This window comes from Pseudomonas sp. NBRC 111139 (assembly GCF_001753955.1).
In the GTDB taxonomy this organism is placed as follows: Bacteria; Pseudomonadota; Gammaproteobacteria; order Pseudomonadales; family Pseudomonadaceae; genus Aquipseudomonas; species Aquipseudomonas alloputida.
Genome location: NZ_BCBP01000021.1, coordinates 104,698 through 128,399 on the forward strand (window position 1 = coordinate 104,698; position 23,702 = coordinate 128,399).

The window sequence follows — 23,702 nt, forward strand, 5'->3', positions numbered from 1 at the left end:
CGTGCTCACAACGACAAGGAACCCCGACCATGCAAATGCCCAAGACCCTGAAAATCCGCAATGGCGACAAGGTGCAGCCAACCTTCTCCGCTCAGGAATACGCTGCTCGCCACGCCCGGCTGCGGGCCTATATGGCCGAGCAGGACATCGAGGCGGCAATCTTCACCTCGTACCATAACGTCAACTACTACAGCGATTTCCTCTACTGCTCGTTCGGCCGCCCCTATGCGCTGGTGATCACCCAGGACAAGGTGGTCTCGATCAGTGCCAACATCGATGGCGGGCAACCTTGGCGGCGCACGGTCGGTACTGACAACATCGTCTACACCGACTGGCAGCGCGACAACTATTTCGTCGCCATCCAGCAGGCGTTGCCGCTGGCCTCGCGCATCGGCGTGGAGTACGACCACCTGAACCTGCAGAACCACGGCAAACTCGCCGCCTGCTACCCCAAGGCCGAGCTGGTGGACATCGCTGCGCCGTGCATGCGTATGCGCATGATCAAGTCGGCCGAGGAGCAGGCACTTATCCGTCACGGTGCACAGGTGGCCGACATCGGCGGGGCGGCAGTGGTCGAGGCCCTGCGTGAGCAGGTGCCCGAGTACGAGGTGGCACTGCATGCCACCCAGGCGATGGTGCGCGAAATTGCCAAACGCTTCCCCGACGCCGAGCTGATGGACACCTGGACCTGGTTCCAGTCCGGGCTCAACACCGATGGCGCACACAATCCGGTCACCAGCCGCCGTGTGGGCAAGGGCGAGATCCTCAGCCTCAACTGTTTCCCCATGATCGCCGGCTACTACACCGCGCTGGAGCGCACCCTGTTCCTTGACCACTGCCCGGACGAGTACCTGCGCCTGTGGCAGGCCAACGTCGAAGTGCACGAAGCCGGGCTGAAACTGGTGCGCCCGGGCATGCGCTGCAGCGATATCGCCCGCGAACTGAACGAGATCTTCCTGCGCCACGACCTGCTGCAGTACCGCACCTTCGGGTATGGCCATTCGTTCGGCACGCTCAGCCATTACTACGGCCGCGAGGCGGGGCTGGAGCTGCGCGAGGACATCGATACCGTGCTGGAACCGGGCATGGTGGTGTCGATCGAGCCGATGATCATGCTGCCTGAAGGGCGGCCGGGGGCGGGCGGTTATCGCGAGCATGACATCCTGATCGTCAACGACAGCGGCGCCGAGAACATCACCAGGTTCCCGTATGGGCCGGAGCACAACATCATTCGCAAATAAGCATCGGCGTCGGCTGCTTCGCGGGCAAGCCCGCTCCTACGGGGATTTCACCGTTGTCGTAGGCGCGGGTTTTCCCGCGAAAAGGCTGGCCCAGACAACAACAAGATCCCCGTATGACCACCAGACCCTGCCTCCAATTAAAAGAACCAGAGGGTACCCGTCATGTCCAGCACCACCCTAGACCCATCCGCCATCGCCGGCCCCGCGCACAACGCCGAACGCCAGGCGCTGCGCAAGGCCGCCCGGGCCAGCTTCATGGGCAACTTCGTCGAGTGGTTCGACTACGCCGCCTACGGCTATCTGGCCACCATCATCGCCGCCACCTTCTTCCCGCAAACTGACAAGACCACCGGCCTGCTGGCTACCTTCGCGGTATTCGCGTTGTCTTTCCTGGTACGCCCGCTGGGCGGCATTGTCTGGGGCCATTTCGGCGACCGACACGGTCGGCGCAACGCGTTGTCCTGGTCGATCCTGATCATGTCGGTATCCACCTTCTGCATCGGCTTGTTGCCGGGCTATGCGCAGATCGGGCTGTGGGCGCCGGCCTTGCTGTTGCTGATCCGCCTGGTACAGGGGTTTTCCGCCTCGGGTGAGTACGCCGGGGCCGCTGCGTTCCTGGCCGAGTACGCGCCGCCTGGGCGGCGTGGCTTGTACACCAGCATCGTGCCGGCCAGCACGGCGGCGGGGTTGTTGTTCGGTGCGGCGTTCGTCGCGGTGCTGCATGAGCTGCTCAGCAGTGAAGCCCTGCATGAATGGGGCTGGCGCCTGCCGTTCCTGCTGGCGGCGCCGTTCGGCCTGGTAGGGCGCTATATCCGCATGAGCTTGCAGGACACGCCCAAGTTCCTGGAGATGGAGCAGCGCCTGGAAACCAAGGCCGGCATGGCCACGACGCCGCTGCGCGAACTGCTGGGCCAGCACCGGCGCAGTCTGGCGATCGGCATAGGTGTCACCTGCCTGAATGCGGTTGCGTTCTACCTGTTGCTCAGTTACATGCCGACCTACCTGTCCAGTGAAATGGGCATGAGCGAGCGGGATTCGTTCATCGCCTCGACGGTGTCGCTGGCCACCTATATCGGCTTGATCTTCCTGATGGGGCGGCTGTCCGACCAGTTTGGTCGCAAGACCATGCTGGTGGTGGCCTCGCTGTTGTTCCTGGGGTTGACCGTGCCGTTGTTTCGCCTGCTGGATGGCCAGCCGCTGCTGGTGATTCTGGCCATCCAGATCCTTTTCGGTGCGATGCTGGCGATGAACGATGGGACCTTGCCGTGCCTGCTGGCCGAAATCTTTCCGACCCGGGTGCGCTTCAGCGGGTTTGCCCTGAGCTTCAATGTGGCCAATTCGCTGTTTGGCGGGACTGCGCCGTTCATTGCCACCTGGCTGATTCAGGTGACGGGCAGCAAGCTGGCCCCGGCAGGATACCTGCTGGCGGCAGCACTGGTGGCGCTGGTGGCCATGCTGATGTGTCGGGAGACGGCGCACGGGGCCCTTGAAGATTAGTTGACCTGCACTGGCCTCTTCGCGGGCAATGCCAATACCTGACCCCCGTCAGTGGAGAGAGGCCTGCCGCCGTTCCCCTAAAGGCGACAGCCCGAAGAATCGGCTATAACTCTTGGAAAAATGCGCAGGCGAACTGAAGCCGCAGGCCAGCGCTACCTCACGCACTTGCACGTCGCTGCGCAGCAGTAACTCCCGCGCCCGCGACAGCCGCAGCTCCAGGTAATACTGGCTGGGCGTGCGCTGCAGGTACTTGTGGAACAGCCGCTCCAATTGGCGCACGGTCACGTCGTTGAGGCTGGCCAGTTCCTCCAGCCCCAGCGGCTCCTCCAGATTGGCCTCCATGATCGCCACCACCTGGCTCAGTTTGGGCTGGGCGCTGCCGAGCAGGGTACGCAGCGGCACACGCTGCCGCTCACGCTCACCGCGTACGCGGTCGCACAGCAACAGCTCGGCGGCCTTGGCCGCGATGTCCTGGCCGCCCGTGTCGCGGGCCACCAGTTGCAACATCATGTCCATGGCTGCCACGCCGCCTGAGCAGGTGTAACGGTCGCGGTCCAGTTCGAACAGCTGGCTGGAGATCACGATACCGGGGAAGTGTGCCTGCAACGTCGGCAGGTCTTCCCAGTGGATGGTGCAGCGGTAACCCTTGAGCAATTCGGCCTTGGCCAGCAGGTAGCTACCGGTGCAGATACCGCCTAGCGGCAAGCGCTGGCGGGCCAGTTGGCGCAACCAGTCGATCAATGGGCGGTTGCTACGGCTTCGGTCGATCGGGTTGGCGCCAACCACCAGCAAAGCATCCAGCGCGGGGGCGTTGGTGATGTTGTAGTCGGGCAGTACGCGCATGCCGTTGCTGGCCACCACCGGCGCGTCGTCTGCGGCGATCAGCACACTGCGATACAGTGGCTTGCGCGCGGCCAGGTTGGCCATGCGCAGGGTCTCTACCGCCGACGCAAGGCCGATGGTGGTGAAATTGGGCAAAATCAGGAAGCCAAAGGTCTTTGCCGAACAATTCTTTACACTAGACGGCGATAGGTTTGCAGAAGCGGGGTGGACCATTGCGCTGTTCCTGTGCAAGCTGAGGCCTGGTTGGTCAGGGGCAGTGAGAAAGCAGAGCCTCGCGTGGTTCTTGTTGTTATGGGTCGTTGCCGGGTCGATCATACACCCCGGATGCAGCGGCCAGGAATGGCCCCGCCGGCTGGCAGGGCCGACAGTGATTGCACAGAGAAGGTGAGCGTCAGTGAACCCCGAAACCATGCTGGCGGGCTTGCCAGGCTATGCCATGGCCCCCGAAGCGATCCAGGTGCTGCCCGATGCCAGGGCTTACCGCGCCTGCCTGTTCGAGCGCATCCGTACGGCGACTCGGCGCATCGTTATTGTCGCGTTGTACCTGCAGGAGGATGAGGCTGGCCAGGAAGTCCTGGATGCCTTGTACCAGGCCAAGGCCGAGCGGCCAGGCCTGGAGATCACCATCGTGGTCGACTGGTTCCGCGCCAGGCGCGGGCTGCTGGGGGCCGGGCGTCAGCCGGGCAATGCCGCCTGGTATCAGGCCCAGCGCCAGTTGCGCGGGCTGGACATCGCGATCCATGGCGTGCCAGTGCAGACCCGCGAACTGTTCGGGGTGTTGCACCTTAAAGGCAGCATCATCGACGATTGCGTGATCTACACCGGCGCCAGTCTGAACAACGTCTACCTGCATCGTTTCGACCGCTATCGCCTGGATCGCTACCACGTGTTCCAGTCACCGGCACTGGCTGATGCCATGGTCGGCCTGGTGCAGCGTTTGCTGCACCACACCGCCACACCGCGCCTCGACCTGCCGGCGCCACCTTCCACCCGCAGCCTGCGCGGCGACATTCGGCGTTTGCGCGCACGGCTGCGACGCATGGCCTACGAGGTACCTGCCAGCATGACGGGGCAGGGCTTGCAGGTGATCCCGCTGCTGGGTGTGGGCCGTGGCAATCCACTGAATCGGGCGCTGTGCGCCTTGCTGGCAGTGGCGCGCACGCAGATCATCATCAGTACGCCGTATTTCAACCCGCCACAGGTCGTGATGCGCGAACTTGACCATGCCCTGGCACGGGGGGTTGGGGTGGAACTGATTGTCGGTGACCGCACCGCCAACGACTTCTACATCGCCCCTGGCGAACCGTTCAGTGCCAGTGGTGCATTGCCCTATCTGTATGAGGACAACCTGCGCACCTTCGCCCGCCGCCGCCACGCCGCGATTGCCAGCGGCCAGCTGCAAATACGCATCTGGAACGATCCGGGGCATACCTTCCATGCCAAGGGCGTGTGGATCGACCAGCGTTATTCGCTGCTGACCGGCAACAACCTGAACCCGCGCGGGTTCAACCTGGACCTTGAGAACGGCCTGCTGATCGACGACCCGCAGGGGCAATGGCTGGCGCCACGGGAAGCGGAGTTGAGCGAACTGCGGCGCTTTGCGCCGAGAATCGGTTCGGCAGAGGCGCTGGGGGAGAAGGCCGAACATCCCAAGCAAGTGCGCAAGTTTCTGCGTCGGTTGCGCTATAGCCGGTTGGAACCGTTGATCAAGCGGGTGCTCTGACATCGCCTGTACTGGCCCTGTCGCCGGCAAGCCAGCGACAGGGCCAGAGTGGTGCGCACCGCGCATTGATGTCATTATGATATTGCTGCCCACGGCCCTTTGTCAGGGGCTGGATTACAATGTGCAGGCAACCGTGCAAGGCCCCTCTGAACGTGATCACGATCGCATACAGTCGGGCCTTTTCCCGTTAACCAGACAGGCCAATGCGTATATGGCGTTAGATCCACCCACGATGCTGACTATTTCAGTCGCTTTGGCCGCTGCGGCCGCCTTGTACCTGGCGATTGAATGGCGCAGTGTGCGCGAAACCTCATTGCTTTACTGGAGTGCGGGTTTCGCCACGATTACGGTTGGTAGCACCCTGGCATTGTTGCGCGGGGTCGGCTTGCTGTTCATCGGTATCTGGTTCGCCAATGGCTTGCTGGTGGTGGCCCACGTTTTTTTCCTGATCGGCGTGCTGCGCTTCACCCAGGAGCGCTTGTCACGTGCCTGGTTGATGATCGTGCTGGTCTGGTTCGCCTTGCTGCTGCTGCCCGTGGGCCCGCAGTGGTCGAAGGTGATGCTGATGGTCAACTCGTTGTTGGTGGCCTCGCTGACGCTCAAGGCCAGTTTCCTGCTGCGGCCACATGGCAAATCGCTGAGTGTCGGGGCCGTGCAGCTGCGCTATGTGTTGCTGATCCATGGGCTGTTCTATGTGGCCAAGGCGGCCATCGCGATCACGCCAGGCACGCTGATTGACCTGGCGACCTTTGGCGGGCTGATCATTCAGGTTTCGCTGGTGGAAGGCGCGATGGCGATCATGCTGATTGCCTTGTCGATGACCGGCACCGTACGTTACCGGCGTGAAGAGCGGATTGCCCGGCTGGCAGCCCGTGACCCGCTGACTGCGCTGTACAACCGGCGTGCACTGGAGGTACGGGCGGGGCATTTCTTCAAGGACGTGAGCCCGGCGCAACCTGGGGCATTGCTACTGATCGACATCGACAACTTCAAACTGGTCAACGACCTGCACGGGCATATCGCCGGCGACCGTTTGCTGATTGCCTTGAGCGAGATGATCCGGACGGCGCTGCCCGAGCGTTCGCTGGCGGCGCGGTTGGGCGGGGATGAATTCGTCATCTTGCTCAGTGGCGCGAGCAGTGAACGGGTCATGGAACTGGGTAGTGGGCTGCGTGAGCAGTTCCAGCAGTACGCCGACAAGACCGTGCCTACGCCCCAGGCGGTTACCTTGAGCATTGGTGCCAACGTGTTCGACCAGCCGCCGGCGAGCCTGGCGGCGTTGATCGAGCAGGGGGATGTGGCGTTGTACCAATCCAAACGTGGGGGGCGCGACAGCATTCGGTTTTTCGAGCGGACGGTGGTTGAACTCCGGCAGTGAGCGAGTCACCTAGGTGGGGGCGCTTTCATGTAACCCATGTGGGTGATCCGTACAGACGCTCCCGTCACCCGGCCCCCGCGTTTGACGGGCATCCATGCCCGTCCTCAGTAAAGCAGCGTGGTCAGGTTGCCACCTGATAGCACGGTACATACGCCGCGCCGCCTGGCAGCTTCATCCGGTGCTGGTCGACGAATGCCTGCAGCAGCCGGCCCAGCGGGTCCAGTACGGCGCTGTCACCGTGGATCTGATACGGCCCATGTTCCTCGATCAGGCGGATGCCTTTGTCCTTGACGTTGCCTGCGACAATCCCGGAAAACGCCCGGCGCAGGTTGGCCGCCAGTTCATGGGGCGGCAGCTCGCGACGCAAGTCCAGGTCGGCCATGGCCTGGTGGGTCGGGTCGAACGGTCGCTGGAAGCTCTCCTCGATCTTCAGCAGCCAGTTGAAGTGGAAGGCATCGTTGCGCTCGCGGCGGAACTGCTTGACCGCTTTGAGGCCTTCGACCATGTGCCGGGCGACTTCCGCCGGGTCATCAATGATGATTTCGTACAGGCGATGGGCCGCTTCACCCAGCGTGGCGCCGACGAAAGCGTGCAACTGTTGCAGATAAGGCTCGGCGCTGCGCGGGCCGGTGAGCACCACCGGGAACGGCAGGTCGTGGTTGTCCGGGTGCATGAGGATGCCCAGCAGGTACAGGAACTCCTCCGCCGTGCCGGCACCGCCTGGGAAGATGATGATGCCGTGGCCGACACGCACGAAGGCCTCCAGGCGCTTCTCGATGTCTGGCAGGATCACCAGTTCGTTGACGATCGGGTTGGGCGCCTCGGCGGCGATGATGCCGGGCTCGGTGAGGCCCAGGTAGCGGCTGCCGTGCATGCGTTGCTTGGCGTGGGCGATGGTGGCGCCCTTCATCGGGCCTTTCATCACGCCCGGGCCGCAGCCGGTGCAGACATCCAGCTTGCGCAGGCCCAGTTCGTGGCCGACCTTCTTGGTGTACTGGTATTCCTCGGTGCTGATCGAGTGGCCGCCCCAACACACCACCATCTTCGGCTCCACGCCCGGGCGCAAGGTACGCGCGTTGCGCAGCAGGTGGAACACGTAGTCGGTGATGCCCTGGGAGCTTTCCAGGTCGATGCGCTGGCTGGCCAGCTCGCTTTCGGTGTAGACGATGTCGCGCAAGGCGCTGAACAGCATTTCACGGGTGCTGGCGATCATTTCGCCATCGACGAAGGCGTCGGCCGGCGCGTTCAGCAGCTCCAGGCGCACGCCACGGTCCTGTTGGTGGATACGCACCTCGAAGTCTTTGTAGGCCTCAAGGATAGTCTTGGCATTGTCGACATGGGCGCCAGTGTTGAGGATTGCCAGGGCGCACTGGCGGAACAGTGTGTAAAGGCTACCGGTACCGACTTCACTCAGTTGCTGCACTTCACGTTGTGACAGCGTCTCCAGGCTGCCTTTGGGGCTGACGGATGCATTGATGACATGGCGTTGAGGCATCTAAGTCTTTCCTGTGCGGGTAAAACATCCTTCTTTGACACCACCATACCGAGAAATGTGGACGGCAACGAGGGGGGCTGTGAAAAACCTTGAGACCGGGCGGCCTGCTTCGCGAGTAAACCCGCTCCTATACAGGTACAGCGCAAGCCTTGATGGCGGTGCGGACCTGTGTAGGAGCGGGTTTACTCGCGAAGCAGCCGACTCGGTCTCCCGTCAGCCCAACAGCTTCTGCACCCCCAGGGTAATCGCCAACCCCCCGCCAACCAGCCACAGGTTGAGGATCGCCCCGGTCGCCAGCGCCCGTGGCCCGGCCTGGCGAATCTGGCTGAAGCGGGTCTCCATGCCCAACGCCGTCATGGCCATGGTCAAGGCAAAGGTGTCCAGGTTGTTCACGGCCTGGGTCACGCTGCCAGGCAGCACTTGCAGTGAATTCACCAGTACCAGTGCCAGGAAGCCGAAAGCGAACCAGGGCATGGCAATGCGCCCGTTGCCCTGCGCCTGGCCAGCCTTGCGCGAACGGCTGATCCACAGGCCCACCACCAGCAGTACCGGCACCAGCAGCATGACCCGGGTCATCTTGACGATGGTGGCGATATGCGTGGCTTCGGGGCTGACATTACTGGCCGCGCCTACCACCTGCGCCACTTCGTGGACTGTGCCGCCCAGCAACAGCCCGGCGCCCATGGTATCCAGATGCAGCCAGCCGGCATTGATCGCCAGCGGGTAAAGGAACATCGACAAGGTACCGAACAGCACCACGCTTCCGACTGCCATGGCGCTTTTATGGGGGGCGCTGCGCAGCGCCGATTCAAATGCCAGCACGGCGGCAGCGCCGCAGATAGCGCTGCCGGCGGCGGTGAGCAAGGCGGTATCGCGGTCGAGCTTGAACACTTTCATGCCACACCACAGGCCGATCAGCAGGGTACTGGTGACTACCAGCACCGACACGATAAGCCCCGACCAGCCGACTTCGGCAATTTCCTGCAGGCTTACCCGCAGGCCAAAAAATGCCACCGCAATGCGTAACAGGCCGCGAGCGGAAAAATTGATGCCTGCCGCCCAGCTTGCCGGTACGCCGTCACGCAGCGCGTTGCCATACAAGGCACCTGCGACGATACCCACGATCAGCGGGCTGATGCCCAGGTTGGCGATAGCGGGCAGGGCCGCCAGTTGAGTGACTGCGACCGCGAACAGCGCGACGAAAAGAATGCCATTGAGCCGCCCTCGGGTGGAGAGGGTAGGGGCAAAGGCAGGGTTGGACGGAACCGTGGCCATGTGAGTCCTCCGGAAAAGGTGTTTCGACAAGGCCTACGTTAATCTGGTTATAAGCTTATAAAAAATCGTAATTTAGGATGGCAAATATCCGAAAAGCTGATAATTTTCAAAAATGACCCCAGAACAGCTGATAACATTCGCCACGGTTGCCGAACACGGCAACATCAGCCATGCCGCTCTAGCCCTGCACCTGTCGCAGCCGGCGGTGTCCGGCCAGCTCAAGCTCTTGCAAGAGGCGTTTGGCGAACCCCTTTACCAACGTGCCGGCCGCGGCGTGCGGCTGACCGCGGCCGGTGAGCAGTTGCTGGCGCATGCCGAGCGCCTGCGCGAAACCTTCCGACAGGCGCAAGCATTGCGCGAGGCCATGCGCGGGCTGGAGCGCGGCACCTTGCGTATCGGCGCCAGTACCACGCCCGCCAGTTACCTGCTGCCTTACCTGATCGCCGATTTTCACGGGCGTCATCCGGATGTGCTGGTCAGCACCTCGCATGGCAACACGGCGGAGATCGTCGCCGCCCTGGACAGTGTTGATATTGCCCTGATCGAGGGGCCGCCCGGGCAGGAGTTGCCGTTGGGTACGCAAGTGACGCCGTGGCGCGAGGACGAGATCGTGGCGATTGTGCCCCGTGGGCATCCCCTGGCAAGCGGTGACCAGCAGACACTGGCGGCGCTCGGCACCTACCCCTTGGTACTGCGTGAAAGCGGCTCGGGTGTGCGGCAGATCGTCGAGCGGGCGTTTGCCCGTGATGGCGTGGCAATACGAGTGGCGCTGGAGATCGCTGGCGTTGAAGGGGTAAAAGAGGCGGTCCGGGCCGGGATGGGGGTTGGCTTTGTGTCGGCGATGTCCATTCGTCATGAAGATGGGGCGCTGCACCGGCTGCAGGTTGCGCCGCAGGCGCTGGTGCGGCGTTTTTCCATTCTGTTGCCGCATGGGGCTACGCCTTCGCGGGCTGCCTCGCGGTTTCTTGAATTGTGTGTTGCCATGCAAGAGGTGGGTTGACGGTGCTGGCCTCTTCGCGGGCGTGCCCGGTCCCACAGGTTACAGCACAGATGTTGAAGACTGCGCTGTACCTGGACTGCCCGCCAAAATTTGAAAGCCTGCGCGCTGCGCTTGCTCAGCCGCTTCGCGCAATTGCGACCCTCTGACGGCGGTACTTGAGAGAGATGTTTGGGGGCTTCTGAGCAATGAGGATTGGCCAAATGGATCGGCGTCGGGGTCATTTTGCTCGTGCGATTAGCACAGTCAGGTCGTAGGTCAACACCGAACCGGTGCCGGCTACCTGCACAGCAATCGCGAGCGTGACCCAGCCGCAATCGTCTCGACGAGCGTGCTGTGAGACATTCATCACCTTTGCCGTCAGGCTGAGCCTATCTCTCGGCTTCACAGGTCGATGCATGATGAAGTTTTCAATGCGGTGCCCGGCCACGACATGCGTCACCGAAAACAGCGCATCACACAGCATTCGCTGAGCCAGTGCGAAGGTATGCACGCCGCTTGCACAATGTACGCCCAGGGGGCTGGAAAGCGCCTGAACAGGATCAGTGTGCATGTATAGCGGATCGTATTGCTTTGCGAAGGCGATGATTTCGTCTTGCGCCAACGCTTCATCTCGATGGTGCGTCCACGCCTGGCCGACAGAAAACTGCTCCCAGAACATCTCGCTGGCACTCATGGAAAGGGCCTTAAACAGGTGGGGTGACTATCCTGTATGCAGGGGCGAGAATGAAGCAATGCCCGCTTACCTCAGGTGTTGTGACCTCTCTGGGCGGTAATCCAAAACGTGTTGCAATAAAAAACAAGGGGCGTTGACACCTGGCACAGTGATATTGGTACGGTAGATCTTCTACGGGTGTGTCTGCTTTGCAAGGCAGCCTTTGGTATCGAGTTAGCAACGGAGCCCCAGATGGAGTTTTCTGCCCACAAAGGCACTACGTCGATCAGCCTCGTGCGGGACGCACTTCAAGGAGCAGAACTGCGTGGCCTGGATGTTGCTACTGTGCTCAGCCACGCGCATATTGATCCACGCCTGCTGGACCAGCGCTATGCCAGGGTACCTGCTGGTACGTTCTCCAGATTGTGGATTGCGTTAGCGGATTTGCTCGACGATGAGTTTTTTGCGGCAGACAGTCACCCCCTTCGCAGAGGTAGTTTCAAGCTGATGGCGCAGTTGGCCCTCGGCTGCGACACCATTGGACAGGCGCTCAAGCGGATTCTGGCGTTTCTCAGGACTGCCCTTGATGACATCTATGGGTCGGTGGAGTGCGATGGAGAGTATGCTGCAATTGTCATCCATGATCATGGTGAGTCGCGAAGGGCGTTTTGTTATGGTGCCTGGCTGGTCCTCGTGCACGGTCTGCTTTGTTGGCTGTGCGACAGGCGCATCCCTGTTTTGAAGTTATCGATGCGTCCTCCTCAGCCAGAGGACGACAGCGACTATCGAATGCGTTTTTGTGAGGAAATCGAGTGGCGGGCCGAGAGAACCTCCGCTGTTTTCGAGAAGAATGTTCTGGAGTACAAGGTTTGCCAAACGCTCAGCACACTGCCTTTGTTTTTGAAGGGAACGCCAAGTAACTTCCTTGTGAAATACCGTAACGACGACAGCACGAGCATTACGATCCGGCGGCGACTAAAACTGCTCTCTCCACACACGTGGCCTGAACTCGATGAACTCGCACGCGACTTGAGCATGTCCAGTTCCACCCTACAGCGAAGGCTCTACGCTGAGGGTTTCACCTACCAACGGCTCAAAGATAATCTAAGGCGGGATATTTCCATCAGTCTGCTCTGCCGGGCAGGTATGACGGTGGATGGCGTTGCGTCAGAGGTTGGCTTCATTGAGACCAGTGCGTTCCACAGGGCATTCAAAAAATGGACGGGTATCACCCCTGGTGCTTACCGACGCTCGTTGCGTAGCCCTCGAGGGGACTAGTCCTCTGCGCTTGGGCTGATCACCCGCTGATTGAAGCCATCTGGTTTTCCAAAACTGCCCGTTCCGGTCAAGCAGAATGATGCCATTGGGCATGGTTGGGCCTTGCCATTAGGCCTACGATTTTTCTCGGGCGCCTTCTAGGGTCTCTCAACTCTCCCGACTTACACGCGGAACCATGCGTACCTGTGCGTGTGGTCGAGTTGTGCCAGATCGCTATACGTATGTGGACTTCAAAAACACAACAATAAGATTGAAGGAGACACGGTATGAGTTCTTTGAATATGTACACGTTGACCGAAGAGTCGAAGTTTAACCGCTTTCATGGGATTATTCTGTTCTGGTGCGTGTTAATTCTAATTATCGATGGCTACGACTTGGCAGTGGTGGGGGCTGCCTTACCGGCCATCATGGCCGATATGCAAATTGACGCAACCAGCGCCGGGGTAATGGCTGGCTCAGCATTGTTTGGGACAATGCTGGGCGCCATTTTTTTAGGCACATTGGCAGATCGAATTGGCCGGCCGAAAATGATCGCGATCTGTGTGGCGCTGTTCAGCGTTTTCACCGCTGCGGCAGGGTTCACTGACAGCCCGCTGACCTTCAGTATCATGCGCTTTATCGCCGGCTTGGGCATCGGCGGTGTGTTGCCCATCTGTACGGCGCAGATGGGTGAGTTCTCGCCCTTGAAAGTTCGCACCCGGCTGGTGACCATCGTTTTCGCAGGCTATTCGGTGGGCGGAATTCTGGTAGCCCTGACGGGTAAACAACTGATCGAAAGCTACGGTTGGCAATATGTGTTTTACGTGGCCGTCCTGCCAGTGGTTTTGATTCCTTTCATTCTCAAGTCAATGCCCGATTCTATCGGCTTTATGTTGAAGCAGGGTCGACAAGACGAGTTGAAAATCATCGCGCGTCGCCTTCGTCCTGACCTTGTGATCACGGATGACACGCAGCTCGTCGGCAATCCTCAGATTATCTCTGCTCAAGATAAGCCAGTACGAAGCCTTTTCCTGGAAGGCCGTGGATACAGCACGGTCATGATCTGGATGGCATTCATGACCGGGCTGTTCATGGTGTATGCGCTCAATTCGTGGCTCACCAAGTTGATGGCCATGGCGGGTTTCAGCCTCGGTTCAGCCCTGAATTTCGTCATCGTGTTCAACCTCGGTTCGATCTTCGGTGCAATTCTGGGTGGATGGCTTAGCGACAAATTCAGCATCAAACACGTCTTGGTGGTGTTCTATGTAGTGGGCGCGGTCGCACTCACGTTGCTGGGATATACCCGCTCCACCGAACTGCTCTTTGTCGTCGTGTTCATCGTGGGGGCCTCGACCCTTGGCACCCAGCTTCTGGCCTATGCATACGCCGGCGATTTCTATCCCTCCACCATCCGCTCAACTGGCGTCGGTTTTGCCTCGGGCGTCGGTCGCGTCGGGGCGATTGTCGCACCTGTTTTGATTGGTGCCTTGGTGTCGATGGCGTTGCCGCTGGAGCAGAACTTCATGGCAATCGCGCTCGCCGGCCTGGTAGGGGCTGTTGCAGTGACCATGATCAACCAATCTCGCTCGGACTCGGCTGTAGTGAGGAAGAAGGCCACGGTTGCCCACGAGCTGACCTGACCATAATGCTGAGAGACAGGTGCCAGGTATGCTTATTGATCGCTTGCGCAAATCACCGGTAGGTTCGGACGAAACTGCCCGTTTGATCGACTGGGCAATCGTCTCACGTCGGAGCATCAGGTCGTTCCTCCCAACCCCAGTTCCGCGAGAGGAAATTGAAGCGGTTCTGAACGTTGCGCGCTATAGCGCAACAGGCGTCAACCTGCAGCCCTGGAACGTGCATGTTGTTACCGGCGATATGAAGGCACGGTTGTCCGCAGCAATTACTGAGGTTGATGACCATCCGGCTGATGACCAACGCTTTTCTGATCCCTACGCGTATTACCCCAGGGAGTGGACATCTCCCTACATCGAACGGCGCAGGGAGGTAGGGTGGGGGCTCTATAGCTTGTTGGGCATCAGTCGAAGCGATAAACAAAGGATGCACGAGCAACACGGCCGGAATTATCGCTTCTTCGGGGCGCCTGTTGGCCTGTTCTTCACGATTGACCGCGTGCTTCAGGAAGGGAGCCTGCTGGACTATGGCATGTTCCTGCAAAGCCTCATGATTGCCGCACGGGGAAGAGGCTTGCACACCTGCCCGCAGGCAGCATTCCTTAAATATCACAGCATCATCACTGAAATGCTGGCAATACCGAAGAGCCAAATGCTCGTCTGTGGGATGAGCTTGGGTTATGCCGATGATGGCAGCATTGAGAACACGTTGGTTACTGGCCGTGAACCCGTGCGTGCATTCACGACCTTTCACTCAGAATGAAAAACCTGGCGTGCGCCCTGTCCAAGTTTAGCGCCGGGCAGGGTGATACTGTTTCGATCATTCCGCTAAAGCGGGCCTTCACCCATTTGTAGGATTGGCATTGCATGGGGCGCTTCGCTGCGCTCCATGTTCAAGCACACAACAAGAACAAGGTGCCTGTGATGTCTATTGCTTTAAAAAAATCGTTGGCTTGTTCAGCAGCATTGTTGGTCGCGCCTTATGCTTCTGCCGCGTTCGTGGAAGACTTCAAAGGCAGTCTCGAACTCCGTAACTTCTACTATAATCGCGATTTTCGCAATGATGGCGCCACTCAGTCCAAGCGCGATGAGTGGGCGCAAGGCTTTATTTTGAACTTGCAATCGGGTTTTACAGAAGGGCCCGTGGGCTTCGGTATTGATGCGATGGGCTTGCTGGGGGTGAAGCTTGATTCCAGCCCGGACAGAACGGGATCAGGGCTGCTGGCCTACGATTCCGACAGGCAGGTTGAGGATGAATACGGTAAGTTCGTAGCCACCGCCAAAGCAAGGATGGGTAAGACGGAGTTGAGGATAGGAGGGGTGAACCCTCTGATGCCTCTGCTCTGGAGTAATAACAGCCGCCTGCTGCCTCAGGTCTTTCGCGGTGGTTCGCTGACCGTCAACGACATCGATAAATTGACGGTAACGGCTATAAGGGTCAACGCCGTGAAGCAGCGTAATTCCACCGATTTCGAATCACTCACAGCCACGGGCTATGCCCCGGTTGAGGCGGATCACTACAACTACCTGGCATTTGACTTCAAGCCCACGAAGGACATGACCTTCAGCTTGCACGCCGCCGAGCTTGAAGACCTCTACACCTCCTACTTCGCCGGTATTAAAGTCATCAAACCGTTGGGGGAAGGCAATGTGATCGCGGATGTTCGCGTGTTCGATGCCAGCGAGACAGGCTCCAAAAAACTGGGTGAGGTGGACAACAGAACGCTGAGTAGCTACTTCGCCTACAGCATCAAGGGACACACCCTCGGTGGCGGTTACCAGAAGGCTTGGGGCGACACCTCGTTTGCGTTTGTAAACGGCACGGATACCTACCTGTTCGGCGAATCGCTGGTCAGTACATTCACTGCCCCTGAGGAGCGGGTGTGGTTCGCAAGGTACGACTTTGATTTCGCTGCGTTGGGTGTACCAGGCTTGCTGTTCACCACCCGGTACATGAAAGGTGATGATGTTGATCCTGATCTGCTGAAGAGCCGCCAAGCCGCTTCACTCCGCCTTAACGGGGAGGAGGGCAAAGAATGGGAGCGGGTCACTGATATCTCTTATGTCATTCAGAGTGGGCCGGCGAAGGGTGTTTCGTTCCAATGGCGAAACTCCACGAACCGCTCGACCTACGCTGACAGCGCTAATGAAAATCGCTTGATCATGCGTTACACCTTCAACTTCTGAATAGCGAAATGGGCCGGCCTTCTGGCGCCGGCCCCTTTTTTGCCATTCATTCCCAATCGACGGGTTCGCTGTTTCCCGCCTGAATTGCACCAGGCGTTCGGACGCCTGCACCCAGCCGTTTCATCTTTTGCTGCGAAAGGCCAGTACCGATCAAGCCACTGCTGCCAGCTTGGCGCTGGTCTGCCGACGACGGTAGGCACTGTCACGGCTCGCCAGCCACCAGTACAGCGGCGAGGTGATCGCCAACCCTACCAGCCACGACAGGTCAGCCCCGTTGATATGCTCGGAAATCGGCCCGACGTACAGCGGGGTGTTCATGAACGGTATCTGCACCACGATACCCACAGCGTAGGCGATCAGGGCCTGCGGGTTGTAGCGCCCATAGATCCCACCATCGACCTGGAAGATCGACTGGATGTCGTAGTCACCTTTGTGAATGGCGTAGAAGTCGATCAGGTTGATCGCCGTCCACGGCACCAGCACCACCAGCAGTACCAGCACCATGTCAACGAAGTGGCCGATGAAGTCTGCCGAAGCGAACACCGCTACCACGCAGCAGGCCGACAGCACGATCAGCGACAGCACTGCACGGCTTTTGGCGGTGGGGATCCAGCGGTAGGCGAACGTTTGCACCAGGGTGATGATCGACAGCACCGCGCCATACAGGTTGAGGGCGTTATGGCTGATCACACTGAGCAGGAACAGCACCAGCATGATCGGGCCGAGCGTGCCGGTGGCCAGCTTGACCGCGTCCATGGTGTCCATGCCGGCCGGGATCGCCAGCACGGCCACGGCGCCGAAGATGAACGACAGGCTTGAACCCAGGGCCGAGCCCAGGTAGGTGGTCCAGAAGGTCGAGCTGACTTTGACATCTGCCGGCAGGTAGCGCGAGTAGTCCGACACATAGGGCGCAAAGGCGATTTGCCACAACGCCGCCAGCGACACGGTGGCCAGCCAGCCGGCCAGGTTGAAGCCGCCGCGGGTGAGGAAATCGTCGCTCTGCACATGGGTGAAGATGTAGGCGAAGCCAACCACGATACCGATACCCAGTACCCAGGTGCCAATGCGATTGAGCACGTGGATGAAGCGGTAGCCGATGATGCCGATGATGCCTGAACCCAACGCACCGATGACGATGCCCACCGGTACCGGAACGGCGTCGACCACGCCATGCAGTGACTTGCCGGCAAGGACGATGTTGGAAGCGAAGAAACCGATGTACATGACGCCGGCGATCACCACCACCAGCAGCGCGCCGAGGGTGCCGAACTGGGCGCGGCTCTGGATCATCTGCGGAATGCCCATTTGCGGGCCCTGGGCCGAGTGCAGGGCCATCAGCACCCCGCCGACCAGGTGACCGACGAGGATGGCGACGATGCCCCATACCAGGTTCAGGTGGAACAGCTGCACACCCAGCGCGCCGGTGACGATGGGCAACGGCGCGATGTTGCCGCCGAACCAGAGTGTGAACAGATCCCTTACCTTTCCATGGCGGTCTTGCGGGGGCACGTAGCCGATCGTGTGTTTTTCTATCAGGGGTGCCGAATTGGCTGCACTGGTCATGACTGACTCCAAGGCAAGGTAGGGCATTGGGAACTGCCCGGGGGCGTGCCGGCGGTGGGCGACGCGTTCTTGTTGGAGCGATGATGAGGGGCGCGGGGGTAACGAGAAATTAGTAAATATGTGCCCATAAGCGTTAAAAAAACTAAGGCTGACAAAAGCTTAAGCGGGTGACGGTAGCAAGGAGAGTGCCAGCTGGCTGAAGGCCGTGGGGTAGAGGGGCGGCGGGTTGGCAACCCGGATCACGGTGGGCTGGGTTGGTGCGATGTGCGCGTTTTCAGGGCAGATGAAAGGTTGCCTGGGCTGGCCTTTTTGCGGGTAAACCCGCTCCTACAGCAGGCGCGGGTTTACCCGCGAAGGGGCCGGCACAAGAGGAAACAGCTACATGGGGAGCAACCGATCCTGAATCACTTCCTTCATCACCAAGGTCGAGCTCAAGCGTTTCACATTGGGAATACTGGTCAGATGCTCGTCATACAGCTTCTGAAACGCCGGCAGGTCCTTGGCGACCACATGCAGCAGGTAATCCGGGTCGCCAAACAGCCGCTGCGCTTCGACAATCTGCGGGATCTGCGCCAGTGCCGTTTCAAAGTCCGCCACCGGCTGGCGGGTCACCTCGCGTAGCGTCACGAACACCAACGCGGCAAAGTTCAGCCCAAGGGCGCTCGGTGCCAGCCGTGCGTGATAGCCCAGAATGGCGCCGGACTCTTCCAGTGCCTTCAAGCGCCGATGACAGGGTGACAGGCTGAGCCCCACGCGGTCGGCCAGCTCGGTTACCGACAGGCGCCCGTCTTTTTGCAGCTCGGCAAGGATTTTTCGATCGGCTCTATCCATTGGGAAGAATCTTCCAATTCATGAATGCAAAGGGGAAATATACGAAAGAATATCCCCGAGCGAAATCCGTAATCTTTCGACATCCCAATGCAGTAGATAAGGAAGATTCAAGTGGCTATCAGTGTGCTGACGGCGTTCTGGGCTGTGTCGATGCTGTTCGTGATTACCCCCGGTGCAGACTGGGCCTATGCCATCTCGGCCGGCATGCGTGGGCGCTGGGTGATGCCAGCGGTGGCGGGGATGTTGTCGGGGCATTTCCTGGCCACGCTGGTGGTGGCGGCCGGGGTCGGCAGTTTGCTGGCAGGTCACCCGTTGGCGCTGACCTTGCTGACCCTGGCGGGGTGCAGTTACTTGCTGTGGCTGGGCGGCAACCTGTTGCTCAGCCCGGCATTGCCGGCGGCCGGGCAGGGCGGCGCGGGGGAGTCGGGCTCACGCTGGGCGTTGAAGGGTTTTTGCGTCAGCGGCCTGAACCCCAAGGTATTCCTGCTGTTCCTGGCCCTGCTGCCGCAGTTCACCGACCCGCAGTCGAGCTGGCCTGTGCCCTTGCAGATCTTGTTGCTGGGGCTGGTCCACCTGTGCAGTTCGCTGGTGATCTACACGCTGGTCGGCTATGGCGCCAAAGCTGTACTGAGCACTCGGCCGGGTGCGGCAAAGCTGGTCGGGCGGGTGTCGGGGATGGCGATGATTACCGTAGCCCTGGGCTTGATAGCCGGGCAAATGACCTGAATTTACCGGTTCAGCATGACTTCAGATAAACTCGCTGCAACCTAATGCACAACCAGGATGTGCCCCGTGCCCGAAACCACGCAACTGCTCACGTTCGCCTTGATTTGCCTCGGCATGGTCCTGACCCCAGGGCCGAACATGATCTACCTGATTTCCCGCTCGATCTGCCAGGGCCGCCAAGCCGGGTTGATTTCGCTTGGCGGTGTGGCTCTGGGCTTCGTCATCTACATGTTCTGCGCGGCAATGGGCATCACGGCGCTGGTGATGGCGGTACCCTTTGCCTACGACGCGCTGCGCATCGGTGGCGCGCTGTACCTGTTGTACCTGGCCTGGCAGGCGCTGCGGCCGGGTGGCCAATCGCCGTTCCAGCTCCGTGAACTGCCCGCCGACAGCCCGCGGCGGCTATTCACCATGGGGTTTGCCACCAGCCTGCTCAACCCCAAGATTGCCGTCATGTACCTGTCGCTCATGCCGCAATTCATCGAGCCGGGCCACGGCAGCGTGCTGTTGCAGTCGCTGGTGCTGGGTTCGACGCAGATCGCCATCAGCGTTACGGTCAACGCGCTGATTGCGATCATGGCCGGTTCCATCGCCGTGTTCCTGGCTGGCAGGCCGCTGTGGCAACAGGTTCAGCGTTGGTTGATGGGAACGGTGCTGGCGGGGCTGGCGGTGCGCATGCTGGCAGAAGGGCGCCGTTGATCGCCTATTGCGATGCAAGGTATCAGTGGCCGAATACTTTGCCGAGTATCTGGCACACCTGTTCTGCCGAGTAGGGTTTGGCCAGGAAGGTGAACCCTTGGTGCCCGCCTTCGGCAATCGCCTCGCTATAGCCCGAAGTCAGGATCACCGGCAACTGCGGGCGCTGGCGGCGAAGTTCGCGGGCCAGTGCCAAGCCACCCATTCCGGGCATGACCACATCGGAAAACACCGCATCAAAATCACCTGCCGGGCCAGTCAACTGCGCCAGCGCTTCTTCTGCCGACCGTGCATAGCTGATTTGGTAGCCGTGGTCCTCGAGGAGCTGAGCTGTGAAACTGCCCAGGTCGGGATTGTCTTCTACCACCAGTATTCGTCGCCGCTCGCCCTGTACCTGTGGCTGGCTGCCGGCCGAGGCGTCTTCGGGCGAGGCCGCAGTTGGTGCCTCCTGCGGCAGATACAGGGTAAAGGTGGTGCCCTGGCCGGGGATGCTGTTCACCTGTACATCGCCCCCGGATTGCTTGGCGAAACCAAACACCTGCGACAACCCGAGCCCGGTACCTTCACCTGGGGCCTTGGTGGTGAAGAACGGGTCGAAGATGCGCTCCAGCAACTCGGTGGCAATACCGACTCCGTTGTCGCTCACCGATATCGCCGCGAACGGGCCTGGCTGTGAAGGCTGACCGCGCAAGGCCGGCAGGCACTGGTCGGCCTGCAGGCGCAGCTGCAAGGCACCTTCGCCAGCCATGGCATCGCGGCCGTTGAGCATCAGGTTGATTACCGCGGTTTCCAACTGGCTGAGGTCGGCGCGGATGTGGCAGGGCGCCTGGGGTAGCTGCAGCTCGACCCGGATGCGCGCGCCAGTGACGGTGTCGAGCATGTCGGCCATGGCTTCCAGCCGTGGCCCGGCTTCGAACACCTGTGGGCTGAGGGCCTGGCGTCGGGCAAAGGCCAGTAGCTGGCCGGTCAGTTTGGCACCACGGTCGACTGTGTCGGACATGGTCTTGAGGTAGCGCTCGCGGCGCTCCTCGGCCAGGTTGGGGCGCTGCAGGAAGTGCAGCGACGAGCGGATGATGGTCAGCAGGTTATTGAAGTCGTGGGCTACGCCGCCGGTCAGCTGGCCAATGGCTTCCAGCTTCTGGGCTTGGCGCAGCACGGCCTCGGTGTGCAGCAGCTGAGTGGTGCGTTCTTCTACGCGATGTTCCAAGGTCGTGTTGAGCGCTTCAAGGGCCGCCATCGCTTCGCGCACTTCGGCATGGGCCTGCGCCCGCTGTATGTGCGCCCAGCATCGCTCGGTCACTTCGCTGATCAGTGTTTGCTCGTAGTCGGTCCATACCCGGGGTACGCGGTCGTGAATCGCCATCAGCGCGGTCAGCCTGCCACCCTTGATCAGTGGCATGCAGATGGTGGCCGTAATGCCGATGGCCTGAAAAGTCGCCGCCTCGTCAGTGGCCAGTTCGCGCAGGTTGTCGTTGATCACCAAGGCCAGGCCGCTGCGCAGGCGGCTGACCGCCAGGCGGCCGAAGTCATGCAGGTGATAGTGGCCCACCAGGCGTGGTGAGCCGGGTGTCACCGCATCGCCGCAAATGGTGAAACCGTCCTCGTCGGGGTCCATCGTTGCATAGGCGCAGCTGGACAAGCCAAGGTGCTCGACCAGCATGCGGGTGGTGATGGCCATGATCTGGTCCGGGTCGGTCGCCTCGGTCACGGCTCGCCCGAGGGTATCGAGAAAGTTCAGGCGCTGGTTGGTGACCACGCTGGCGGTGGTTTCGGTGACCGTGTCGAGCATGCCCAGTATCTCGCCATCGTGGCCGCGAATCGGGCTGTAGCAGAAGGTAAAATAGGCCCGCTCCAGGCCGCCGTTGCGGTCGATCATCAGCGGGAAGTCTTCGATGTAAACCGCTTCGCCGGCCAACGCGCGGGCCGCCATGCTGCTGATTTCATCCCAGGCTTCGTGCCACACGTCGCGGAAGGGGATGCCCAAGGCCAGGGGCTTGCGACCGAGAATCGGGGTGAAGGCATCGTTGTACAGGGTAATCAAGTCCGGGCCCCAGAGCACGGCTTGCGGAAAGCGCGAGGCCAGGCACAGAGCTATCGTGGTTTTCAGGGCATCGGGCCAATGTTCCAGCGGGCCCAGCGGGGTGGTGGCCCAGTCGTGGTTGCGGATGCGTTCGGCCATTAGCCCGCCGCCATCTAGCCATCTAGCCATGTGCTTTGCCGGTCCTCTTTCTCAAGGCCCTTAGGGTGCACCGAGAATAGACCGTTGGCGAGGGTTTTGTGAGGGCTGTGCCACTGCACGAGCCTCTGTAACTGCGCGATCCGGGTGAGTGCAGGTTCACCCGCGAAGAGGCCGTACCGGCTAGCGCATGAAGTGCACCTTGCCGGTGTCATCATTGCCCATGTAAATGCCATACACCCCGGCCTGCCGCTCGAGGATGTAGCGTTCGAGAATTTGCCGGATGGCCGGGTAGTAGATCTCATCCCAGGGGATTTCATCCGGCTCGAAGAACTTGTACGCCAGCGTCTCAGGCCCGTACTGCCCGGTTTCTTCGGTGACGATGGCTCGGAAGATGATGTACACCTCGCTGATCTTTGGCACGCTGAAGATCGAATACGGCGAGACGATGTCTGCACGTACGCCGCTTTCTTCCCATACCTCGCGCAGCGCCGCCTGCTCGGTGGTTTCGCCAGCCTCCATGAACCCGGCAGGCAAGGTCCAGGTGCCGGGGCGAGGGGGAATGGCGCGCTGGCACAGCAGGTACTTTCCATCGCGCTCGATGATGCAGCCGGCGATGATCTTGGGGTTGATGTAATGGATGTAGCCGCAGCCGGTGCAATGCAGGCGTTCGTGGGTATCGCCTGTGGGAACGCCCCGGGCCAGTTCCGTGGTGCAGTGCGGGCAGTAGCGCGGGGCATTGGGCATGATCAGCGACCTATGCGGGGTTCCTTCAGGGCCAAGGGTTCGACAATGTCGCGCACCTTGGCGTTGTCATCCTGCTTCTGGCGCAGGTAGTCCAGGGCCACCTTGGCGGCGGCGCGGACGTGGTCGACCGAGGCCTGGTGGGCTACCAGCGGGTCACCGCCCTTGATGGCCTCGACGATCTTTTCCATTTCGCGGTTGCTGGCGCCGCGGCGGTTTTCCTGCGATACCGAGGTGGCGCGCAGGTAGCTGATGCGTGCTTGCAACTGGCGCAACTGCTGGGCCGCCACCTGGTTGCCGGAGCCTTCCAGCAGCACATCGTAGAAACCTTGTACCGAATCCAGTACCTGTTGCAGCTCACCTTCTTCCAGTGCCTCGCGGTTCACTTCCAGCGCGCGTTCCAGCGCACGGATGTCCTTGGCCTTGGCGTTGAGGGTGAACAGTTGCACGATCAGGCCTTCGAGCACACAGCGCAGCTCATAGATGTCACGTGCGTCTTCCAGGGTGATGATGGCCACCCGTGGGCCTTTGGCGTCGGCGAACTCCACCAGGCCTTCGGACTCCAGGTGACGCAGCGCTTCACGTACCGAAGTGCGGCTGACGCCGAGGCGGTCGCACAGGTCGCGTTCGACCAGGCGGTCGCCGGGCAGCAGGTGAAAGTTCATGATAGCGGCGCGCAGCTTGTCGAGCACGATTTCGCGCAGAGTAACGGGATTGCGGTTGACCTTGAAGCTGTCGTCGAGTGGCTGGCGTTTCATCAGGTGCGCTCTTTATGAGGCTGTTG

At 60.7% G+C, this 23,702-nt stretch carries 20 protein-coding genes; 11 read left to right on the forward strand and 9 right to left on the reverse strand.

Features of this window, described 5'->3' with window-relative positions:
* Positions 1–29: 29 nt before the first annotated feature.
* Positions 30–1,241, forward strand: a complete 1,212-nt coding sequence (locus tag BJQ17_RS06495) for a M24 family metallopeptidase (protein ID WP_003256102.1) — start codon at positions 30–32, stop codon at positions 1,239–1,241.
* Between the two features lie 162 nt (positions 1,242–1,403).
* Entirely contained in the window at positions 1,404–2,738 is a 1,335-nt protein-coding gene (locus tag BJQ17_RS06500) for an MFS transporter (RefSeq protein WP_003256101.1), read from the forward strand.
* A gap of 48 nt (positions 2,739–2,786) precedes the next feature.
* Here the strand turns inward: BJQ17_RS06500 and BJQ17_RS06505 are convergent, their stop codons facing one another.
* On the reverse strand, positions 2,787–3,794 hold the full coding sequence (locus BJQ17_RS06505) for a GlxA family transcriptional regulator (protein ID WP_019751089.1): 1,008 nt from the start codon (positions 3,792–3,794) through the stop codon (positions 2,787–2,789).
* A gap of 181 nt (positions 3,795–3,975) precedes the next feature.
* Here BJQ17_RS06505 and pssA point away from each other — a divergent pair, with 181 nt between their 5' ends.
* Together pssA and BJQ17_RS06515 are read left to right on the forward strand one after the other, a co-directional pair.
* Positions 3,976–5,304, forward strand: a complete 1,329-nt coding sequence (gene pssA / locus BJQ17_RS06510) for a CDP-diacylglycerol--serine O-phosphatidyltransferase (RefSeq protein WP_004577497.1) — start codon at positions 3,976–3,978, stop codon at positions 5,302–5,304.
* A 232-nt stretch (positions 5,305–5,536) separates the two neighbouring features.
* On the forward strand, positions 5,537–6,682 hold the full coding sequence (locus BJQ17_RS06515) for a GGDEF domain-containing protein (RefSeq protein ID WP_004577496.1): 1,146 nt from the start codon (positions 5,537–5,539) through the stop codon (positions 6,680–6,682).
* Positions 6,683–6,803: 121 nt separating this feature from the next.
* On the opposite strand, the gene ppnN is transcribed toward BJQ17_RS06515, so the two are convergent.
* Positions 6,804–8,177, reverse strand: coding sequence for a nucleotide 5'-monophosphate nucleosidase PpnN (gene ppnN / locus BJQ17_RS06520; RefSeq protein WP_003256095.1), 1,374 nt, complete (start codon positions 8,175–8,177; stop codon positions 6,804–6,806).
* Positions 8,178–8,390: 213 nt separating this feature from the next.
* Positions 8,391–9,452 (reverse strand): YeiH family protein, encoded by a 1,062-nt coding sequence (locus BJQ17_RS06525; RefSeq protein WP_070095790.1) that lies wholly within the window; start codon positions 9,450–9,452, stop codon positions 8,391–8,393.
* Between the two features lie 112 nt (positions 9,453–9,564).
* Here BJQ17_RS06525 and BJQ17_RS06530 point away from each other — a divergent pair, with 112 nt between their 5' ends.
* Positions 9,565–10,452 (forward strand): LysR family transcriptional regulator, encoded by an 888-nt coding sequence (locus BJQ17_RS06530; protein ID WP_070095791.1) that lies wholly within the window; start codon positions 9,565–9,567, stop codon positions 10,450–10,452.
* A gap of 217 nt (positions 10,453–10,669) precedes the next feature.
* On the opposite strand, the gene BJQ17_RS06535 is transcribed toward BJQ17_RS06530, so the two are convergent.
* The gene (locus BJQ17_RS06535; RefSeq protein WP_004577493.1) at positions 10,670–11,125 is read right to left on the reverse strand and encodes a MaoC family dehydratase; all 456 of its coding nucleotides are present in this window, start codon (positions 11,123–11,125) and stop codon (positions 10,670–10,672) included.
* Between the two features lie 231 nt (positions 11,126–11,356).
* Here BJQ17_RS06535 and BJQ17_RS06540 point away from each other — a divergent pair, with 231 nt between their 5' ends.
* The 4 genes from BJQ17_RS06540 to BJQ17_RS06555 all read left to right on the forward strand — a co-directional run bounded on the left by BJQ17_RS06540 (position 11,357) and on the right by BJQ17_RS06555 (position 16,182).
* Positions 11,357–12,382: an AraC family transcriptional regulator gene (locus BJQ17_RS06540; protein ID WP_004577492.1), complete on the forward strand. Its 1,026-nt coding sequence runs from the start codon at positions 11,357–11,359 to the stop codon at positions 12,380–12,382.
* A gap of 266 nt (positions 12,383–12,648) precedes the next feature.
* Positions 12,649–14,001, forward strand: coding sequence for an aromatic acid/H+ symport family MFS transporter (locus BJQ17_RS06545; RefSeq protein ID WP_003256085.1), 1,353 nt, complete (start codon positions 12,649–12,651; stop codon positions 13,999–14,001).
* A 28-nt stretch (positions 14,002–14,029) separates the two neighbouring features.
* Complete coding sequence (locus tag BJQ17_RS06550) at positions 14,030–14,758, forward strand: nitroreductase (RefSeq protein ID WP_003256082.1); 729 nt, start codon at positions 14,030–14,032, stop codon at positions 14,756–14,758.
* Between the two features lie 104 nt (positions 14,759–14,862).
* Complete coding sequence (locus BJQ17_RS06555) at positions 14,863–16,182, forward strand: OprD family porin (RefSeq protein ID WP_003256081.1); 1,320 nt, start codon at positions 14,863–14,865, stop codon at positions 16,180–16,182.
* 150 nt (positions 16,183–16,332) lie between these two features.
* Here BJQ17_RS06555 and BJQ17_RS06560 read toward each other — a convergent pair whose 3' ends face one another.
* Together BJQ17_RS06560 and BJQ17_RS06565 are read right to left on the reverse strand one after the other, a co-directional pair.
* Positions 16,333–17,745: a cytosine permease gene (locus BJQ17_RS06560; protein ID WP_014860036.1), complete on the reverse strand. Its 1,413-nt coding sequence runs from the start codon at positions 17,743–17,745 to the stop codon at positions 16,333–16,335.
* Between the two features lie 378 nt (positions 17,746–18,123).
* Positions 18,124–18,576 carry an Lrp/AsnC family transcriptional regulator gene (locus BJQ17_RS06565; protein WP_012052000.1) on the reverse strand — a complete coding sequence of 151 codons (453 nt, stop codon included), beginning with the start codon at positions 18,574–18,576 and terminating at the stop codon, positions 18,124–18,126.
* 111 nt (positions 18,577–18,687) lie between these two features.
* Between BJQ17_RS06565 and BJQ17_RS06570 the strand changes: the two genes are divergently transcribed.
* Together BJQ17_RS06570 and BJQ17_RS06575 are read left to right on the forward strand one after the other, a co-directional pair.
* Positions 18,688–19,302 (forward strand): LysE family translocator, encoded by a 615-nt coding sequence (locus BJQ17_RS06570; RefSeq protein WP_003256078.1) that lies wholly within the window; start codon positions 18,688–18,690, stop codon positions 19,300–19,302.
* A gap of 66 nt (positions 19,303–19,368) precedes the next feature.
* Positions 19,369–20,001, forward strand: a complete 633-nt coding sequence (locus BJQ17_RS06575) for a LysE family translocator (protein ID WP_003256077.1) — start codon at positions 19,369–19,371, stop codon at positions 19,999–20,001.
* 22 nt (positions 20,002–20,023) lie between these two features.
* Here the strand turns inward: BJQ17_RS06575 and BJQ17_RS06580 are convergent, their stop codons facing one another.
* The 3 genes from BJQ17_RS06580 to BJQ17_RS06590 form a co-directional block, all read right to left on the reverse strand.
* Positions 20,024–22,207 carry an ATP-binding protein gene (locus tag BJQ17_RS06580; RefSeq protein ID WP_070095792.1) on the reverse strand — a complete coding sequence of 728 codons (2,184 nt, stop codon included), beginning with the start codon at positions 22,205–22,207 and terminating at the stop codon, positions 20,024–20,026.
* Positions 22,208–22,357: 150 nt separating this feature from the next.
* Entirely contained in the window at positions 22,358–22,921 is a 564-nt protein-coding gene (locus tag BJQ17_RS06585; protein WP_012052004.1) for an NUDIX hydrolase, read from the reverse strand.
* Positions 22,922–22,923: 2 nt separating this feature from the next.
* Positions 22,924–23,676: a GntR family transcriptional regulator gene (locus BJQ17_RS06590; protein ID WP_003256074.1), complete on the reverse strand. Its 753-nt coding sequence runs from the start codon at positions 23,674–23,676 to the stop codon at positions 22,924–22,926.
* Positions 23,677–23,702 lie beyond the last annotated feature (26 nt).

What these genes read in the sequence shown, in the direction of transcription:
- BJQ17_RS06495 (WP_003256102.1), top strand. Translation starts at nt 30, where the DNA reads ATGCAAATGCCCAAGACCCTGAAAATCCGCAATGGCGACAAGGTGCAG.
- BJQ17_RS06500 (WP_003256101.1), top strand. Translation starts at nt 1,404, where the DNA reads ATGTCCAGCACCACCCTAGACCCATCCGCCATCGCCGGCCCCGCGCAC.
- BJQ17_RS06505 (WP_019751089.1), bottom strand. Translation starts at nt 3,794, where the DNA reads ATGGTCCACCCCGCTTCTGCAAACCTATCGCCGTCTAGTGTAAAGAAT.
- BJQ17_RS06515 (WP_004577496.1), top strand. Translation starts at nt 5,537, where the DNA reads ATGCTGACTATTTCAGTCGCTTTGGCCGCTGCGGCCGCCTTGTACCTG.
- ppnN (WP_003256095.1), bottom strand. Translation starts at nt 8,177, where the DNA reads ATGCCTCAACGCCATGTCATCAATGCATCCGTCAGCCCCAAAGGCAGC.
- BJQ17_RS06525 (WP_070095790.1), bottom strand. Translation starts at nt 9,452, where the DNA reads ATGGCCACGGTTCCGTCCAACCCTGCCTTTGCCCCTACCCTCTCCACC.
- BJQ17_RS06530 (WP_070095791.1), top strand. Translation starts at nt 9,565, where the DNA reads ATGACCCCAGAACAGCTGATAACATTCGCCACGGTTGCCGAACACGGC.
- BJQ17_RS06535 (WP_004577493.1), bottom strand. Translation starts at nt 11,125, where the DNA reads ATGAGTGCCAGCGAGATGTTCTGGGAGCAGTTTTCTGTCGGCCAGGCG.
- BJQ17_RS06540 (WP_004577492.1), top strand. Translation starts at nt 11,357, where the DNA reads ATGGAGTTTTCTGCCCACAAAGGCACTACGTCGATCAGCCTCGTGCGG.
- BJQ17_RS06545 (WP_003256085.1), top strand. Translation starts at nt 12,649, where the DNA reads ATGAGTTCTTTGAATATGTACACGTTGACCGAAGAGTCGAAGTTTAAC.
- BJQ17_RS06550 (WP_003256082.1), top strand. Translation starts at nt 14,030, where the DNA reads ATGCTTATTGATCGCTTGCGCAAATCACCGGTAGGTTCGGACGAAACT.
- BJQ17_RS06555 (WP_003256081.1), top strand. Translation starts at nt 14,863, where the DNA reads ATGGGGCGCTTCGCTGCGCTCCATGTTCAAGCACACAACAAGAACAAG.
- BJQ17_RS06560 (WP_014860036.1), bottom strand. Translation starts at nt 17,745, where the DNA reads ATGACCAGTGCAGCCAATTCGGCACCCCTGATAGAAAAACACACGATC.
- BJQ17_RS06565 (WP_012052000.1), bottom strand. Translation starts at nt 18,576, where the DNA reads ATGGATAGAGCCGATCGAAAAATCCTTGCCGAGCTGCAAAAAGACGGG.
- BJQ17_RS06580 (WP_070095792.1), bottom strand. Translation starts at nt 22,207, where the DNA reads ATGGCTAGATGGCTAGATGGCGGCGGGCTAATGGCCGAACGCATCCGC.
- BJQ17_RS06585 (WP_012052004.1), bottom strand. Translation starts at nt 22,921, where the DNA reads ATGCCCAATGCCCCGCGCTACTGCCCGCACTGCACCACGGAACTGGCC.
- BJQ17_RS06590 (WP_003256074.1), bottom strand. Translation starts at nt 23,676, where the DNA reads ATGAAACGCCAGCCACTCGACGACAGCTTCAAGGTCAACCGCAATCCC.